This is a genomic window from Synechococcus sp. CBW1107, assembly GCF_015841355.1.
Lineage (GTDB): Bacteria > Cyanobacteriota > Cyanobacteriia > PCC-6307 > Cyanobiaceae > Regnicoccus_A.
The window spans coordinates 1,989,146-2,005,406 of the sequence record NZ_CP064908.1 but is presented as its reverse complement, the minus strand read 5'-3'; the positions used below and the strand labels follow the sequence as shown (position 1 = coordinate 2,005,406).

General features: G+C 67.8%; 20 protein-coding genes. 9 read left to right on the top strand and 11 right to left on the bottom strand.

Going from position 1 to position 16,261, the window contains the following annotated elements; translation table 11 throughout:
- Positions 1–7: 7 nt before the first annotated feature.
- Both I1E95_RS10335 and rsmH read right to left on the bottom strand, forming a co-directional pair.
- Complete coding sequence (locus tag I1E95_RS10335; protein WP_006173306.1) at positions 8–556, bottom strand: DUF456 family protein; 549 nt, start codon at positions 554–556, stop codon at positions 8–10.
- Positions 556–1,455 (bottom strand): 16S rRNA (cytosine(1402)-N(4))-methyltransferase RsmH, encoded by a 900-nt coding sequence (gene rsmH, locus I1E95_RS10330; protein WP_197162081.1) that lies wholly within the window; start codon positions 1,453–1,455, stop codon positions 556–558. The genes I1E95_RS10335 and rsmH overlap by 1 nt, the downstream gene beginning before the upstream one ends.
- A 47-nt stretch (positions 1,456–1,502) precedes the next feature.
- Here rsmH and I1E95_RS10325 point away from each other — a divergent pair, with 47 nt between their 5' ends.
- Complete coding sequence (locus I1E95_RS10325) at positions 1,503–2,687, top strand: NAD(P)H-quinone oxidoreductase subunit H (protein ID WP_197162080.1); 1,185 nt, start codon at positions 1,503–1,505, stop codon at positions 2,685–2,687.
- 86 nt (positions 2,688–2,773) lie between these two features.
- On the top strand, positions 2,774–3,124 hold the full coding sequence (locus tag I1E95_RS10320) for a DUF2752 domain-containing protein (protein WP_231594563.1): 351 nt from the start codon (positions 2,774–2,776) through the stop codon (positions 3,122–3,124).
- Between the two features lie 18 nt (positions 3,125–3,142).
- On the opposite strand, the gene I1E95_RS10315 is transcribed toward I1E95_RS10320, so the two are convergent.
- Complete coding sequence (locus I1E95_RS10315; protein WP_197162078.1) at positions 3,143–4,282, bottom strand: cyclopropane-fatty-acyl-phospholipid synthase family protein; 1,140 nt, start codon at positions 4,280–4,282, stop codon at positions 3,143–3,145.
- A 315-nt stretch (positions 4,283–4,597) separates the two neighbouring features.
- Here I1E95_RS10315 and I1E95_RS10310 point away from each other — a divergent pair, with 315 nt between their 5' ends.
- Positions 4,598–5,074 carry a thioesterase family protein gene (locus tag I1E95_RS10310; RefSeq protein WP_197167392.1) on the top strand — a complete coding sequence of 159 codons (477 nt, stop codon included), beginning with the start codon at positions 4,598–4,600 and terminating at the stop codon, positions 5,072–5,074.
- Between the two features lie 5 nt (positions 5,075–5,079).
- Here I1E95_RS10310 and I1E95_RS10305 read toward each other — a convergent pair whose 3' ends face one another.
- From I1E95_RS10305 to menA, 6 genes are read right to left on the bottom strand one after another with little or no spacing between them, the layout of a single operon-like run.
- Positions 5,080–5,316: a hypothetical protein gene (locus I1E95_RS10305; protein ID WP_197167588.1), complete on the bottom strand. Its 237-nt coding sequence runs from the start codon at positions 5,314–5,316 to the stop codon at positions 5,080–5,082.
- The gene (locus I1E95_RS10300) at positions 5,316–5,594 is read right to left on the bottom strand and encodes a TM2 domain-containing protein (protein ID WP_197162077.1); all 279 of its coding nucleotides are present in this window, start codon (positions 5,592–5,594) and stop codon (positions 5,316–5,318) included. The genes I1E95_RS10305 and I1E95_RS10300 overlap by 1 nt, the downstream gene beginning before the upstream one ends.
- 23 nt (positions 5,595–5,617) lie before the next feature.
- Positions 5,618–6,895 carry an AMP-binding protein gene (locus I1E95_RS10295; RefSeq protein WP_197162075.1) on the bottom strand — a complete coding sequence of 426 codons (1,278 nt, stop codon included), beginning with the start codon at positions 6,893–6,895 and terminating at the stop codon, positions 5,618–5,620.
- A 17-nt stretch (positions 6,896–6,912) separates the two neighbouring features.
- Entirely contained in the window at positions 6,913–7,218 is a 306-nt protein-coding gene (locus I1E95_RS10290; protein ID WP_197162074.1) for a hypothetical protein, read from the bottom strand.
- Positions 7,215–8,312 (bottom strand): enolase C-terminal domain-like protein, encoded by a 1,098-nt coding sequence (locus tag I1E95_RS10285; protein WP_197162072.1) that lies wholly within the window; start codon positions 8,310–8,312, stop codon positions 7,215–7,217. The genes I1E95_RS10290 and I1E95_RS10285 overlap by 4 nt, the downstream gene beginning before the upstream one ends.
- Positions 8,309–9,304 (bottom strand): 2-carboxy-1,4-naphthoquinone phytyltransferase, encoded by a 996-nt coding sequence (menA, locus tag I1E95_RS10280; protein WP_197162036.1) that lies wholly within the window; start codon positions 9,302–9,304, stop codon positions 8,309–8,311. The genes I1E95_RS10285 and menA overlap by 4 nt, the downstream gene beginning before the upstream one ends.
- 51 nt (positions 9,305–9,355) lie before the next feature.
- Here menA and I1E95_RS10275 point away from each other — a divergent pair, with 51 nt between their 5' ends.
- Genes I1E95_RS10275 through I1E95_RS10265 form a run of 3 tightly spaced genes read left to right on the top strand, consistent with a single transcriptional unit; the run spans position 9,356 to position 12,866 of the window.
- Complete coding sequence (locus tag I1E95_RS10275; protein ID WP_197162034.1) at positions 9,356–10,825, top strand: isochorismate synthase MenF; 1,470 nt, start codon at positions 9,356–9,358, stop codon at positions 10,823–10,825.
- 6 nt (positions 10,826–10,831) lie between these two features.
- Entirely contained in the window at positions 10,832–11,701 is an 870-nt protein-coding gene (locus I1E95_RS10270; RefSeq protein WP_197162031.1) for an ion transporter, read from the top strand.
- Entirely contained in the window at positions 11,664–12,866 is a 1,203-nt protein-coding gene (locus I1E95_RS10265; RefSeq protein WP_231594562.1) for a patatin-like phospholipase family protein, read from the top strand. Before I1E95_RS10270 ends, I1E95_RS10265 begins: the two co-directional genes overlap by 38 nt.
- Here the strand turns inward: I1E95_RS10265 and gshB are convergent.
- Together gshB and grxC are read right to left on the bottom strand one after the other, a co-directional pair.
- On the bottom strand, positions 12,838–13,851 hold the full coding sequence (gene gshB / locus I1E95_RS10260) for a glutathione synthase (RefSeq protein WP_197162025.1): 1,014 nt from the start codon (positions 13,849–13,851) through the stop codon (positions 12,838–12,840). The genes I1E95_RS10265 and gshB overlap by 29 nt on opposite strands.
- Positions 13,852–13,853: 2 nt before the next feature.
- A complete protein-coding gene (grxC, locus tag I1E95_RS10255) occupies positions 13,854–14,129 on the bottom strand; it encodes a glutaredoxin 3 (RefSeq protein ID WP_197162024.1) in 276 nt (91 codons plus the stop codon).
- Between the two features lie 87 nt (positions 14,130–14,216).
- Between grxC and prfB the strand changes: the two genes are divergently transcribed.
- The 3 genes from prfB (at position 14,217) to ybeY (ending at position 16,186) form a co-directional block, all read left to right on the top strand.
- A protein-coding gene (gene prfB / locus I1E95_RS10250) for a peptide chain release factor 2 (RefSeq protein ID WP_197167390.1) occupies positions 14,217–15,342 on the top strand; the annotation gives its coding sequence in 2 pieces (ribosomal slippage) (positions 14,217–14,291 and positions 14,293–15,342; 1,125 coding nt in all).
- Positions 15,343–15,359: 17 nt separating this feature from the next.
- Positions 15,360–15,581 carry a DUF3285 domain-containing protein gene (locus I1E95_RS10245; protein WP_197162021.1) on the top strand — a complete coding sequence of 74 codons (222 nt, stop codon included), beginning with the start codon at positions 15,360–15,362 and terminating at the stop codon, positions 15,579–15,581.
- Positions 15,582–15,643: 62 nt separating this feature from the next.
- The gene (gene ybeY, locus I1E95_RS10240) at positions 15,644–16,186 is read left to right on the top strand and encodes an rRNA maturation RNase YbeY (RefSeq protein WP_370594590.1); all 543 of its coding nucleotides are present in this window, start codon (positions 15,644–15,646) and stop codon (positions 16,184–16,186) included.
- The last annotated feature ends 75 nt before the right edge of the window (positions 16,187–16,261 follow it).

The window sequence follows — 16,261 nt, the reverse complement described above, 5'->3', positions numbered from 1 at the left end:
CACGGCGTCAACCCGGCAGCAGCAGCCGGCTGAGCAGAACGAACCCCGCCACTCCGGCCAGGGCCAGCAGGAACTGGGCCACCCGGCTCACGAGCATCCCGGTGACCACGGCCAGCCCCACCAGCAGGGAACGGCGCAGCCGCAGCAGGCCCAGGGGCCCGAGCGAGGTGGGAGCCGTCAGAAGTTCACCCAGGGAGGCCCCCAGCAAAGGGCCGAGCAGGGCGCCCAGCAGTGGTCCCCCCACCGGCAGCGCCGGTAACAGCCCCAGCAGACCCACCAGCAAGCCCAGGCCGGCCCCCACATAGGCCCAGCGGGTGGCCTGGAGCCTGGCCGCCCCAAGGGTCACGCCGAGCAGATCCGCTCCCCAGCCCAGCAGCAGGATCAGAGCAGCCAGAAGGAACTCCGGCCAGGTGCCGGCCCAGCCCTCGGCCCAGACCCAGACCGCCGCCCCCAGCGGCAGGAAGATCAGCCCCGGCAGGATGGGCAGCAGCGTTCCGGGGATGGCCATCAGCTGGATGCTGAACGCAATCCACCAGAACAGGTCACTGCGATCCATCAGCGCTGCCCCGGGACAGGGTCCGCCGAACGCCGGCGGGCCATCCTGAACTTCGCTGAACGGCTGCGGGGATTGCGCTCCGCCTCCTGGTCATCGGCCACCAGGGGCCTGCGGGTCAGACGCTCAAGGCGGTCATCGCCCAGGAACGCTGTCTTCACCCGCCGGTCCTCGAGGGAGTGGAAACTGATCACACCGAACAGTCCACCAGGCGTCAGCCAGTCGGGGGCCTCGTGAAGCAGGCGCTCGAGCGACCCGAGTTCGTCGTTCACAGCGATGCGCAGGGCCTGGAAGGTGCGGGTGGCGGCATGGATGCGGCCATGGCGGCCCTTGGGGGGATAGCAGCCGGCCACCAGATAGGCCAGAGCAGCCGTGCCCCGACCCGAGCCCTGCCAGGGACGGGCCTCGACGATACGGCGGGCGATCCGCCGCGACAGCCTCTCCTCGCCATAGGCGTAGATGAGATCGGCCAGGTCCTTCTCCTCCAGACGGTCGATCAGCTCAGCGGCGGACTCGCCCTCAGCGTTGTTCATGCGCATGTCGAGGGGGCCATCCAGGCGGAAGCTGAAGCCCCGCTCAGGCCGATCCAGCTGGGGGCTGCTCACCCCCAGATCGGCCAGCACCCCCACCAGGGGCCCGCTGGGGGTGTAGGTGGCGAAGTTGGAGGCCACCAGGCTGACCCGATCAGCAAAAGGTGCCAGCCGCTCGGCTGCCGCCTCCAGGGCCGAGGGATCCTGATCGAGGCCGATCAGGCGCAATCCCGGATGAGCCGCCAGCAAGAGGGCGCTGTGGCCACCGCCACCCACGGTGGCATCCAGCAGAGTTCCTTCACAGGGCAAGTCGGTAAAGCCGGCTACCACGGCAGCGGCCAGAACCGGCAGGTGATCGAACGTCTGCTGCATGGGTTCCTTCCTAAGATCCGCACGTCCGCTTCCGAGACCTCCGGCCCATGACGCAACTGGAAACGCGCACGGAGCCGATGGTGGTCAACTTCGGGCCCCATCACCCCTCCATGCACGGGGTGCTGCGGCTGGTGGTGACCCTCGATGGCGAAGACGTGGTGGACTGCGAGCCGGTGATCGGCTACCTGCACCGCGGCATGGAGAAGATCGCCGAGAACCGCACGAACGTGATGTTCGTGCCCTATGTGAGCCGCTGGGACTACGCGGCCGGCATGTTCAACGAGGCGATCACGGTCAACGCTCCCGAGAAGCTGGCCAGCATCCAGGTGCCGAAACGCGCCAGCTACATCCGTGTGCTGATGCTGGAGCTGAACCGCATCGCCAACCATCTGCTCTGGCTTGGCCCGTTCCTGGCCGATGTGGGCGCCCAGACCCCCTTCTTCTACATCTTCCGTGAGCGGGAGATGATCTACGACCTCTGGGAAGCTGCCACCGGACAGCGGCTGATCAACAACAACTACTTCCGCATCGGTGGGGTTGCCGCCGATCTGCCCTACGGCTGGCTGGAAAAGTGCCTCGACTTCTGCGATTATTTCGGCCCAAAGATCGACGAATACGAGAAACTGATCACCAATAACCCCATCTTCAAACGCCGCATTGAGGGACTGGGGGTGATCAGCCGTGAGATGGCCATCAACTGGAGCCTTTCGGGCCCGATGCTGCGTGCCTCCGGCGTGCCCTGGGACCTGAGAAAGATCGACAAGTACGAGTGCTACGACGATTTCGAGTGGGACGTGGCCTGGGAGAAGGAGGGCGACTGCTACGCCCGCTATCGGGTGAGGATCGAGGAGATGCGCCAGTCGCTGAAGATCCTGCGCCAGGCCTGCACAGCCATCCCCGGCGGCCCCACCGAAAACCTGGAGGCCCAGAGGATGAACGAGGGCAAGAAGAGCTCCTGGTATGACTTCGACTACCAATATGTGGCCAAGAAAGTGGCCCCAACCTTCAAGATCCCCGGCGGTGAGCTCTACGCCAGGGTGGAATCGGGTAAAGGCGAACTGGGCGTGTTCATCATGGGCAATGATGATGTCACCCCCTGGCGTTGGAAGATCCGGGCTGCCGATTTCAACAATCTGCAGATCCTGCCCCACATCCTCACCGGGGCCAAGGTGGCCGACATCATGGCGATCCTGGGCTCGATCGACGTGATCATGGGCTCGGTGGACCGCTGAGCGCAGACGGCAGTCGGCGGCGGGGACGAGGCCGGCGAAGCCGCTGGCTCAATCAGTTGCGCCGGTGCGGCATCGCTGGACCTGCGTTGCTCACCGGCTACCTCTGGCTGAAGGGCTGGCATCCGGCCCTGCCTGGACTGAGCTGTCCACTGAGGGCACTCACGGGCCTTCCGTGCCCCACCTGCTTCCTGACTCGCGCCACGGCCGCGGCCCTGAATGGCCGGTTCTCGGAGTCGGTGGACCTGCACGCCTTCGGGCCGATCGCCGCTGCCGCCCTGCTGGCATGGTCGGCGCAGGCTCTCTGGACCCGGCGGCTTGTGCCCCAGGAATTGAAGGGCACCCACCTGGGCGTGGTGACACTGCTGCTTCTGCTCTACTGGGCTGGGCGGATGAGCCTCACCTATGGAGTCGGCATTGCCGCCTTCCCAGACACCTGAAACCGACCCCAGCAGAGTTCAGGAATGGGTCAACAGATACTGGCCGTTGCCATTGAATTCACCATCACAGCTGCTGAAGATTGTCCCGAGCAAGAGGAGATAAAAGCGCCATATACGCCGAAATCTTGCATAGTCCATGCCATAGTCCAATTGGCTGACCACATCCTGGGAGGCGTCAAATCGATTCAGCCAGGCAGTGAGCGTCTGGTGGTAGTTGGTTCCATTCATGTACCATTTCTGAATGGTTTTGAGGTCACGATCATGGCTGGGAATAGCGTCATGATTCCAGTAGCGCCCATGAGGGAAAATATACTTGTGGGTGAAGCCCGACGACATATTATTGGGAATCCTAACCGTGATGATATGAATCAATGTCTTCCCACCGGGTTCAAGCAAGCTGGCCAGCTTTCGGAAAGCTCGCGTCAGATTGCCGACATGGCAGAAGACGCCAACGGAGATGATCTTGGTAAACTTTTCGGGTAATTCCACTTCATTGAGATCACCCTCAATCAGGGTGAATCTTCCCGAGCTCAATTGACTGTTCGGGTCCTTCATCTTCCCACGCATGTACGCACATTGCTGCCGACTCAGATTGACTCCCGTGCAGCGCAGATTGGGAAACTTTGAAAGGATGTAATTGGGAACGCAACCCCAGCCACAGCCAAAATCAAGGAGATTGTCTCCATCGACAATACCCAGACGCTCAATCATCTGATCAATCATGTGCCGTTGCGATTCTTCCAGATCCTTGGCGCCATGCTCCCAGAATCCAGTGCTATACTTTGGGTAAATAGGCTCCCAATCGCCCAGCATTCGATTCAGCATCTCTTGGGGGCGATCATACTGAATTTCCATCAGTTCCCTGGATGACTCTGCAATCCGATCCGATTCCTCCAGCACCCAGTCATACGGAGCCAACAGGCCGGGGAAGTGGCGGAACAGAATGGGCATGGAGGCGTGGACCATCCCTCGGAACAGCGAGTCGGGAATTTCCAGACCGTTGATGTAGGCCTCCGCCATGGCCATCTGGGCCTGGTTGAAGGCTCCTGCCATCAGACGGGTTCCTCTGTAGCCGAGGGAGTGACTGGCTTCCCTGGACTGGGGCTCGGTCTGAACCGCCGACAGAGTGCCAGCTGGATCAACAATCGAACGTGTCATCTGTGAACATCCAAAAAGCAGGACTGGACCAGCGACCTCTGCCCGGGAAAGCATGAGTTGCGCATCTGAAACCCCTTGCTGCCTGGGCCGCCGCTTACCGTCTGTTCAAAGCATTGCTCTCAAAAACCGCCTTGACCAGCAAGGCTGAAAAATGACATTTTCTGTCATCATCAGCTTGGGCACCGGGTGCTCCGGAGACGTGGGATCATGGGCTTGAGCAAGACATAACGGGAGACCCAAGTTCAAGGCAAGCCAAGACTTGAATCAAGCGGCAACACCATGACCAGCGATCTCATGGGCAGCGGGCCGGCCCCAATCGATCCCTCCGGGTGGTTGCTGCTTCACCGAAGGGTGCGTTTCGGCGAGACCGATGCCGCCGGAGTGATGCATTTCCACCAACTGCTGCGCTGGTGCCATGAGGCCTATGAGGAGAGCCTCGAAGCCTTCGGGATCTCAGCCGCCGTCATCTTCCCCACCCCCGGCCGGCCCCCTGAGACCCACGACACCGGCGACGCCGGTCCAGCGACAGTGGCTCTGCCGATCGTGCATTGCCGTGCCGACTTCCTGGCACCCCTGGTGTGCGGCGATCCGCTGGCGATCGTCCTCGCTCCACGACGGCTCGCGGCCGGACGTTTCGAGGTGAGCTACAGCTTCACGTGCCTCGCTGGCCCCAGCCGCCCGGTGGCCCGGGGCCTCACCCAGCACGTGGCCATCGAGGCGAGCAGCCGGAGGCGCTGCGCACTGCCGGAGCCGATCGAGCGCTGGCTGGAGGCCTCAGCCGGAGCGGAATGATCTGCTCAGAGGATCGGCGAGCGGCGGGAGAGCGCCCAGAGCAGGGCCGCCATCTGCAACGGCAGCAGGCTGGCGACAAGGCTGAGCGGATGAAAGCCATCCTCCACAGCCACCCCCGCCAGGGAGAAGCTGACCGTGGCGGCCAGGCCGATCAGCAGCGTCAAGCCAAGGCGACCGGACAGTCCCGGTGCACGCAGGTTGAGGACGCCGGCCCGGGGAGGCGTGAGGCCGCGGCCAGCCATCAGAACCACTCCCTCTTGGCGTCGATGTAGGTGGCTTTGAACTCTTCGGGGGTTTTGGTGAGGTAGATGATTCCCTCGATCAGGCCAATCACCCCCATCACGAAGCTGGCAATGCCACAGGTGACCACACCTCCGGCAACGGACACCACCAGCATGATCACGCCCGACGTGGTGTAGCCGAGCACGAACTTGTGGATCCCGAAGGCGCCCAGAAAGATTCCAAGCAGCCCCGCGGCAAGCTTCTTGTTGGAGAGTTCCGGATCAGCGGACGAGGTCATCCAGAAGGTGCGACTGACCAGCTTTAGCGGACTTCTGCAGCCGCGTCATCGGCGCCGGCTGCTCCGTCACAGGTCTGGAGCAGCCAGCCGCTCCAGCGCGCCCGCTCCCACTTGCCAAGGACGTTGGGCGCCAGCTCAGGGCAGGCCAGCCAGCGCTGGGGGCGTTGGGCGGGGGGAAGCCGTTGAGCCAGCCGCTGGCAATCGGCGATCAGGGCCGCGGTGGTGGCGGTTTCCGTCTCAGGCCCTGGCGGACCTGAGACACCGCGGTGACGCACCAGAGCCACCAGGCGCTGGCCCCAGAGGGGATCGGGGCTGGGCAGCAGCAGCACCTGGGCCAGGGGGACCCCCTCCGCCAGGGCCCAGCCCAGCAGCCGGGCCTCCACCTGCTCCGGAAAAACGGTTTCACCGCCGCTGCTGATCGCCCCATCCACCCGTCCCAGAATCTCGAGGCCGGCGGGGCCGACGCGGGCCCCATCGCCACTCCGCCACCAGGCCCCCTCCCGCTCCAGCGGCTGCAGCTGTCCAGCCTCCAGACAGCCGGGGCTGAGCCGTCCGGTGCGCACCAGCAGGGCACCGTCGGGGTCAAGCCGCAGCTGCACATCGGCCAGGGGCTGGCCACAGCCGCCTTCTCCCTCCAGGAAGCGCTCCGGAGGCAGGGCCGCCACCATCGCGGCGGTTTCGCTGGCGCCATAACAGGGCGACAGCCGGATCTCAGCCGCGCGGGCCCGGGCAGCCAACTCAGCAGACAGCGCCGCACCTCCGACCCAGACCACGGCGCAGCTCCGCAGCCAGGCGCAGCCCTCCGCTGCGGCCAGCAGCCGCTCCAGCTGGGTGGGCACCAGGGAGAGCAGCGCCCCGCGGTCGGCTGGGAGGGGACATGCCGCCGCCAGCTCCCGGGGCCGGCGCATCAGCCCCGGGGGCAACCAGCACCTGGGGGTTCCCCAGACCCGGCTCCTCACCAGGGGCATCAGACCGCTGACGTGATGGAGCGGGAGGGGGTTGAGCTGCAGCGTCGCGGAAGGATCGAGCCCGATCGCCTGCAACCACTGCCCGGTGGCGACCGCTGAGGCCTCCAGGTGAGTCAGGGGCTGCAGGCACCAGCGGCGGCGACCGGCGCTGCCACCACTGCCCACCACCACACCGGCCCCGGTCAGGGGCGATCCAACCAGGGCATCCCCAAGCAGCTCCCGCTCCTGCTCGGCGCAGAGGCCCACCAGGCGCTGTTCACGCCAGGCCTGCTCCAGGTCCGCCACCAGGTCCTCGGCCGGCGCGGCGCTGGTGAGCAGCAGAGGGAAAGCCATCAGCGCTGAACCCGGACCTAGGCCGCTCGGGCGCGGCGGGCGGCAATCCCCGCCTCCACCGCCGTGACACCGGCCAGGAGCAGCAGGCCAAGCAGACCCACCAACTGCTGGCGTGGGTCGTCCTGGGCGCCCAGATCGGCCCCGTCCCCCCGGCCCAGCACCAGCCCCAACGCGAACCAGCTGGTGCTCACGGCCGAGGTGATCCAGTAGGCCCGCCAGCGCCGCTGATAGATGTAGCCGGTGCCCAGACCGGGCACCAGGTTGAGGACCACGGCCACCCAGGGGGCCGAGGCCGCGAGGGTGTCCTGTTTGCTGAGGCTCATCGCGGTGGCGGTGTCGTTCCCGCCAACTCTGGCGGCTCCCTCCAGCTGTCGGCGGCCGCGGCCCAGACGCGCTCGGGGTCGGAACCGGCGAGATCCCCGCTGGCCTCCCAGCCCGGGGCCAGGCCCGGCGCCGCGGGGGTGGGTCCTCCCGCCTGAAGAGCGGCCAGGTGGTGCAGCCAGCGGCGGCCGATGCCGGTCTCGAAGCCTGTGCTCAGCATCAGCCGGGGCCTCCCCGCCTGAAGCTGCGCCAGCAGGCGCCGGGGATCTCCCTCCTGGGAGGGCCGTCGCACCTGCCAGCCGCTCCAGCGGTCGCGCAGGCCTGGATCCTGCGCCAGCGACTCATCCAGCGCCACCGGCAGGGCCGGGGGACCAGCGGCCAGGGCGAGCAGACCGGCGTGATCGGCGGGATCCAGCGGCTGCTCCAGCCACTCCAGGCGAGGATCCGTCGCCAGCCGCCGCGCCCAGGCGGCGGCGGTGGTGCGCCCCCAGCCCCCGTTGGCATCGAGGCGGAGTCTGGCCCCGTTCGGAAGCCGTTCCAGCAGCTGCTCGAGCAGCTGGCGCTCCTGAAGGTCGTCGGTGGCCGCCACCTTCCACTTCAACGTGAGAGGAAGACCACCCTGCTGAGCCGGCTGGCTGCGCTGGTGGGTGTCCAGGACCCGCTCCAGGGCCGGCAGCAGCTGAGGACCGGCCGGAAGCAGCCATGCAGGAGCCGGCGGCGGCAGCCACCCCCCGGCAGCGGTCCCCACCAACCTCTGGATCTCGCCCAGGGCGGCTCCGAGGGCAAAGGCCAGAGCCGCCGGCAGGGCCGGCAGACGACCCTCCAGCTCCTGACGATCGACCGTGGAGCCGAGGGCCTCGATGGCCCTGGCGATCCTGGCCAGTTCCGACTCAGCGGCGCCCTGCTGGGCTCCGAGCGCGATCGGTGCCGCCTCACCCCAGCCCCGATCGAGCAGCGGCGCCGACTCGCCCTCGCCCCCGGCCAGCGGCTCGAGCCGCAACAGCCAGCCACGCTTGCTCCTCAGCGTGCCCCGGGCGGTGACCAGGGGAATGGGCAAGGCCAGATCGAAGCGCCTCCAGTGCAGGCGAAGCTTCACCGCAGCGGCAGCCAGGGGCCGATCGCCAGGCCCAGCGCCAGGCCCAGACCATTGAAGGCCTGAAAGCGCAGGGCCAGGAACTTGCTGCCGGCGATCCGCTCAGGAGCGGCATGGTGATCCCGCAGCAACTGGATCAGGGCCCTGGCGGAAGGCAGGCCCACCATCCCCAGCAGGGCCGTCAGCGGCCATCGGCCCAGCAGCACCGGTGCCCACTGCAGAGCCAGGGTCAGGGCGATGAACCAGGGCACCAGGGCCGCGGCGCCGGCGGTGCCCAGCTTCACCACCGGCGAGCGCTTGCCGTGGCTGGCGTCCTGCTCCACCTGATGGAAATGGGAGCAGAACAGCACCAGGGTGGTGGCCAGGGCGGGACCGCTGCCCAGCAGGAGGGCAGCCTTCCAGGGAACAGCGGGGGCGGCCGTGGGCGCCAGGGCCATCAGGGCGGCGGCGGTGGCCAGGGGCCCGAAGGCCAGCCAGCAGAGCGGTTCGCCCAGGCCGCGGTAGCCCAGCCGCAGGGGGGGACCCTGGTAGGCGTAGCCGAGGACGCAACAGCCCAGCACCAGAGCCAGCACCAGGGGGGTGCTGCGGGCCGCCACCAGGGCGAACAGCGCCAGGCCGAGCACCAGGCAGCTATTGGCGAGCTGGGCCACCCGGTCGCGGCGGCCGGTGAGATTGACCAGGGAATGGGGCTTGCCGAGCCGATCCACGCCGGTGTCGGCATCGAAGACATCGTTGGCCAGGTTCTCCCAGCCCAGCAGCAGAACCGCCGCCAGCAGGAAGGCCAGCACCTGATCCAGGCGTGGCACCTGGCCCTGGCCGGCCCACCAGCCCGCAGCCAGAAGCACCGGCATCACCGCCACGGAATACATCGGCCATTTGATCGCCGCCTTCCAGAGGCGGCGGCGGGCCGGGTCGTGGGAGCGATCCCCAGCCGGGAGGCCTCCCGTGGAGTCCCCATCGGCGTAACGGCTTGCGACGACCTGGGGGTCGGACATGGGCAGCAGGGACGGCGAACCGGGAAGGACCCATACATTTGAGCAGCTTCCATGGCCACCGCCGCCGTCGTCCTGGTGCAGGTCGTTCCCTCCTTCACCGAACTGCTCGCCGCCGCCGCCCAGGGGGCCCGGCAGCTGGAGGAGGAGGGCGTGCTCAGCCTGGCGCTGCCCATGCCCTGCCGGGATCCCCTGGCCCTGCTCCCCCACCTCGACGACGGCGGGCACTTCCGCTTTCTCTGGGACGGTGCACCGGGCCTCTGCCTGGCGGCCAGCGGCACCACCCACCACCTGGAGCTGAGCGGACCCAGACGGTTCGAGCTGGCCCAGCGCTTCAGCGCGATGAGCCTCAGCCGCCTGGGGCAACAGCCCCAGAGCGTTCCGCCCCTGGCCAGGCCGAGGGTGCTGCTCGCCTTCTCCTTTTTTGACAGCCCGCTGCAGGAGACCAGCGCTGCGGTCCCGGGGGTGCAGGCGGTGCTGCCACGCTGGCAGCTGAGTCGCCAGGGACGCCACTGCTGGCTGCGGCTGCAGCGCTGCCTCGGCGGTGAGGTCACCCCCCGGAGCGTGGCCGAGGAACTCTGGGAGCGGGCCCGGCTCCTGAGCCGGCTGCCGGCCGAGGGGGAGGGCTGGCTCCCCAGCACCTCCCGGGTGGGCATCACCAGCCGTTCCTGCTGGGAGAGCGACTACCGCGAGGCGGTCCGTCAGGCTCTGGGACTGGTGGAAGGGGGAGCCCTGCGCAAGCTGGTGGTGGCGGTGCGCCAGCAGGTGGGGCTGGATCAGCCACTCGACCCTCTGGAGCTGCTGGCCCGCCTGCGCCGTCACCAGCCGGGCAGCTGCCGCTTCCTCTGGCAGCAGCGCCCCGGCGATGCTCTGATCGGTGCGTCCCCCGAGCGGTTGCTGGCGGTGCGCCAGGGCCAGCTGCGCTGCGATGCCCTGGCGGGCACCGCCCCGCTTGGACCACCGGCCGAGCAGCTCACCCAATCGACCAAGGACCGCCACGAACATGAACTGGTGGTGGAGGCGATCACCCGGGTGCTCTCGGAGGCGGGGCTGACACCCCGGCGGCCCCGCCATCCCCGTCTGGCCCGTCACGGCAAGCTGGTGCATCTGCACACCCCCATCACCGCAGCCCTGACCGAGCACCAGCCCCTGGCCCTGGCCGAGGCCCTGCATCCCACTCCGGCGGTGGCCGGACTGCCGCGGCGCGAGGCGATGGCCTGGTTGCGCAGCCTCGAACCGTTCGAGCGGGGCCACTACGCCGCACCGATCGGCTGGATCGACAGCGCCGGCGATGCCGAGCTGCGGGTGGCGATCCGCAGCGGCCGGCTTCGCGGCCATTGCCTGGAGCTCACCGCCGGCGCCGGGCTGGTGCGGGGGTCCGAGCCTGAGCGGGAACTCCAGGAAGTGGCCCTGAAGCTGGGGGTGCTGCAGCAACAGCTCAACCTGAGCGCCCCGCATCCGCCGCGGATCGCCCCATCGGCCGGCCAGCAGGCGGCCAGCACACTTCACCAGACGGTGGGGTGAACGCCCATGACGCCGGTGGTCGTTGCGGTGCTGCTGCTGGGGGGGCTTGTGGGCCTGGCGCTGCTGCTGTTGCGCTGGCTGGGGCGCCTGCGCCTTTACCGGATCATCTTCGAAGCCGACACTCCGGCTGGCAAGGCGTTCGATGTGGTGCTGCTGCTGGCGATCGCCGCCAGCGTTCTGACGGTGATCCTGGAGAGCGACCCCAGGCTGAAACTGCAGCCCATGATTCCCTTCGAGGCCCTCGAGTGGAGCTTCACCCTGGTGTTCAGCCTGGAATATGTGCTGCGGCTGTTCTGTGTCGAGCGGCCCCTGCGCTACGCCACCAGCTTCTTCGGGCTGGTGGATCTGGTGGCGATCCTGCCCACCTTCGTAGGTCTGATGGTCCCGGGCTCCCAGTCGTTCCTGGTGGTGAGGATCCTGCGGCTGCTCCGGGTCTTCCGGATCCTCAAGCTGGGGGAATACCTGCAGGAAGCCGACCTGCTCTGGCAGGCCCTTGTGGCCAGCCGCCGCAAGATCCTGGTGTTCCTGCTCACGATGGTCACCCTGGTGATCGTGATCGGAGCTCTGATGGTTCTGATCGAGGGTGAAGCCGGCGGCTTCGTGAGCATCCCCGTGGGGATCTACTGGGCTGTGGTCACCATCACCACGGTGGGCTATGGCGATGTCACTCCCGTGACCCCTCTAGGCAGGTTCGCGGCCTCGGCCGTGATGCTGCTGGGGTACAGCATCATCGCCGTCCCCACCGGGATCCTCAGCGTGGGTCTGCAGGAGGCCCAGCGCCAGCGCCGTGAGTCGGCCAGGGACTGCCCGAGCTGTGGCTGCACGCCCCACGACCGTGATGCCCGCCACTGCAAAGCCTGTGGCGCGAAGCTCTGAAGCCTGGCGCCAACAGCTCGGCGCCACCGGAGACGGGCGCCATCCCCGGAGGGGTTCTCCACCCCCGGAGGCGCTGCCCATCGCCGAACGCCATCCATCACACCCCACGGCCCTGAGCCACCGGAACCTCCAGCCGATCGACCGGCTGATCGTGCTGCGGGACGGCACGCTCCCGGCAGCCGCCTGGAACCAGGCGCTGAACGACAAAGCCCACCTCATGCGCCTCTGGCCCAGGGGGCAGGAGCGTCCTGAGAGCCCGGACTGGGACGCGGACCTCAGGCCGGCGCAGGTGATCAACATCCAGCCGGACCGCCGTGGGCATCTGGGGAGGCTGGCCCGCACTGTGCTGCGCCTGCAGACCGTGCTCGTGCTGGGCGGCGGGGGGGCCAGGGGCTTGGCCCCCATCGGAGCCCTGGCGGCCATGGAGGAGGTGGGTCTTGATGAGACCGACGTGGTGATGGGGGTGAGCATCGGCTCCCTCGTGGCCTCCCTGCTGGCATTCGGTCTCTCCAGCGGCGAGATCCTTTCCCAGCTGGAACGGGTGATCATCCGTTCCAGCCCCTACAACCTCACCCTGCCCCGTGACGCCCTCTTCACCCTGGCCAACCCCCGGCGGGAGATGGAACTCTTCTTCGGCCCCACCCGCCTCCAGGACTGCTGGCTGAGACTGCACTGCTTCTCGACGAACCTCTCCCGCAACCGTCTGCAGGCCTGGTGTCTGGGCAGCATCCCCACCGCGGTGATCACCAGCATGTCGATGCCGGGGAGCTTTCCGCCCGTGGAGGACAGCCGGGGGGACCTGCACGTGGATGGGGGCATCCTGAACAACCTGCCGATCGCCGCCGCCCGTGGCCTGAGTGACGGGCGGGTGATCGCCGTGTCGTTGGATGTGGATCCCGATACGGCCGACCAGGACAGCCCGGACCGGAAGCGCCGCCGCTCCTCAATAGCCAGGACCATCATCAGCGCGATGATGTGCACCTCCCACAGCCAATCAAGAGCCCAGGAAAATCTGGCCGATCTGGTGCTCAAACCCGAGATCGGGGCCTATCCCCTCCTCGGCTGGAAGAGCTACCGGGAGATCGTCCTGGCGGACCAGGGTCATGCCCGCTCCCGGCTGGGGGATGGCACCCGCTTCAGACGTGCGGCAACGCCGCGATCGTGAGATCGGCCAGCGGCACGCCGCCCAGCCGCTCGATCTCCCGAACGCCGGTGGGACTGGTGACGTTGATCTCACTCAGGCGATCACCGATGACGTCGATCCCCACGAAGAACAGCCCGGCCGCGCGCAGGGCCGGGGCCAGTTCGGCGCAGATGGTGCGCTCAACATCGGTGAGGGCGGTGGCCTCCGGTTCCCCGCCCACCGCCAGGTTGCTGCGGAACTCTCCGGGCGAGGGGCGACGGTTCACGGCTCCGAGCGGTTCACCATTGACCAGCAGGATGCGCTTGTCGCCCGCCACCACCTCAGGGAGGAAGGCCTGGGCCATCACCGGCAGCCGGCCCTGGTTCGTGACCAGCTCCAGCAGGGCCTGCAACCCCGGCGCCCGCGCCTCAGTGCGCACCACCCCCTGACCGGCACGCCCCCCCAGGGGCTTGAGCACCACCTCGCCATGCTCGGCGGCGAAGTCCGCAAGCTGCTCGATGTTGCCGCTCACCAGGGTGGGGGCCATCAGATGGCTGAAGCGCAGGGCGCCGAGCTTCTCGTTCCAGGCCCGCAGGGATGCCGGCCTGTTGAGCACACGCACGCCCCGGTGCTCGGCCAGCTCGAGCAGATGGGTGGCATAGAGGTAAGCCTCGTCCACGGGCGGATCCTTGCGCATCCACACCCAGGGGAAGGCGTCGAGCGGCAGGCGCTGGGGTTGCCCCAGCTCAACCCAGGGCTCGGGAATCTCCCAGCCCTCGGGCGTGGAACGGATCGCCGCCAGCTGGGCGGACTGGGCGAGCACCGTGGGGCGGTGTCCCGGTTCGGTGGCGCCGGCCCGTTCCCCCTCAACCGCCAGATCGGCCAGAGTGCAGATCCAGACCTGATGGCCGGCACGCTGGGCCGCCTGCATCAGGGCCACACTCGAGTCCTTGCCTGGACGCAGGCGCTGGATCGGGTCGATCACGAAGAGATGGGACGGTCCGCTGGGGGTCGTGCTGCTGGGCACCCTCAGACCCCTTTCAGGAGCTGATCGAGCCGACCGGCCCGCTCCAGGGAATGCAGCTCGTCGCAGCCGCCGATGCCGAGGTCGTTGATGAAGATCTGGGGCAGGCTGCTGCGTCCTCCGGCCCGCTCGGCCATGGCGGAGCGGGCGGCCTGGTCGCCATCGATGGCGTGTTCCTCGTAGACCACTCCCTTGCGATCGAGCAGTGCCTTGGCACGGACACAGAAAGGGCAGAACCGCCAGGTGTAGATCTCGACGTTCACTGCGGTGTCGGCCACCATCGCGGTTTCTGAGCTGAATCAGGATCCTAGAAGCCGTTCCCGGCGCCCAGCCGCGCTGATACGGTCGTGAAAACCGTTGACCAGCCGGTGCTCGACCTCACCGATTTCAAGCGCGACCTCTCCGAACTCACCGACCGCCTGGGCCATGCCCAGGACTGTCTTTGACGTACCGGCCCTGAACGCCCGCCAGCAGGACCTGGAGCAGCTGGCCTCCCAGCCCGACTTCTGGGATGACCAGCAGCAGGCCCAGAAGCAGATGCGCCAGCTGGATGAGGTGAAGGCGCAGCTGGAGCAGCTCAAGCAGTGGCGAACCGCGGTGGACGATGCCCGCGCCACCCTCGAGCTCTACGACCTCGAACCCGATGAGGAGCTGCTGAGCGAGGCCAATGGCGGCCTGCAGAGCCTCAGGGCCGATCTCGACCGCTGGGAACTGGAGCGACTGCTGAGCGGCCCCTACGACAAGGAGGGTGCCGTGATCTCGATCAATGCCGGCGCCGGCGGCACCGACGCCCAGGACTGGGCCCTGATGCTGATGCGGATGTACACCCGCTGGGCCGAGGACCATGGCATGAAGGTGACCGTGGACGAACTCTCGGAAGGGGAGGAGGCCGGCATCAAGAGCTGCACGATCGAGATCGACGGGCGCTATGCCTACGGTTACCTGCGCAACGAAAAGGGCACCCACCGGCTGGTGCGGATCTCACCGTTCAACGCCAACGACAAGCGCCAGACCAGCTTCGCCGGCGTGGAGGTGATGCCCAAGCTCGACGAGGACGTCAAGCTCGACATCCCTGACAAGGACCTGGAGATCACCACCTCCCGCTCCGGCGGGGCGGGCGGCCAGAACGTGAACAAGGTTGAAACGGCGGTGCGCATCCTGCACGTGCCCACCGGCCTGGCGGTGCGCTGCACCCAGGAGCGCTCCCAGCTCCAGAACAAGGAGAAGGCGATGGCACTGCTGATGGCCAAACTGCTGGTGATCGCCCAGGAGCAGCGGGCCTCGGAGATCGCCGACATCCGCGGCGACATCGTCGAGGCCGCCTGGGGCAACCAGATCCGCAACTATGTCTTTCACCCGTATCAGATGGTCAAGGATCTGCGCACCGCCGTGGAGACCACCGATGTGCAGGGGGTGATGGACGGAGACCTCGATCCCTTCATCCAGGCCCTGCTGCGCCAGGGTGTGGAGATCGCCGCCGAAGTGGCCGCCTGAGCCCCACCGATCCTCCAATGACCGACAGCATCAGCCCCAGCGGGCCCGGCACGCCGACTGAGCCCACCGCCAGCACAGAGGTCCCCGCCGGTCCACCTCCCAGCTTCGTCAAGCTGGCCATGCGCAACATGGTGCGCAAGGGCCGCCAGAGCCTGCTGCATTTCGGCCTCACTGCCGTGGGCTTCAGTGCCGTGCTGCTGCTGCTGGCCTGGTTCGGCCGGCCCAGCCTGCCCCAGTGACGCCGGTCCCTCCAGGCCTGGACCTGGCCTTCAGCTGTGACGAGGCGCTCAGCGCCGAACAGCTGGAGGCGGCTGGCCCCCTGGCCGACCCGGCCACGGCCGAAGGGCCGTGGCGCGATCTGCTGGCGGCCTGGCTGGAGCAGATGCAACCCGAGTTGCCCCAGGCCCTGCGGGCGCCCGCCTACAGCCTGGGGCTGAGCCTGGTGGGCGACCGGGAGATGGCCGAGCTCAACGAAAGCTGGCGGAACCAGCAGGGCCCCACCGATGTGCTGGCCTTCGCCGCCCAGGACGAAGGGCTGGAGGGAGCACCGGCCATGCCGAAGCCGCCGGAGCTGGCATCAGATCAGGAGTCACCCGAACAGGGGGAGCCACTGGAGCTGGGCGACATCGTGATTTCCCTGGACACAGCGGTCCGCCAGGCCGAGGCGGCAGGCGTGAGCCTGGCGCGGGAACTGAGCTGGCTGGCCAGCCATGGCCTGCTCCACCTGCTGGGCTGGGATCACCCCGACGACGCCCGGCTGGAGGCCATGCTGCGCCGCCAGGACCAGCTGCTGGAGTGCTGCGCCGGTAGCGACGGCAGCGACCCCCCTGGACGACGGCGGTAACGTTCAGCCCGGACGCGCGAAGCGGCGGAACGTCAGGAGGAGTCAGCATGGTCAACCCGGTCCCCCTCGAGCCGG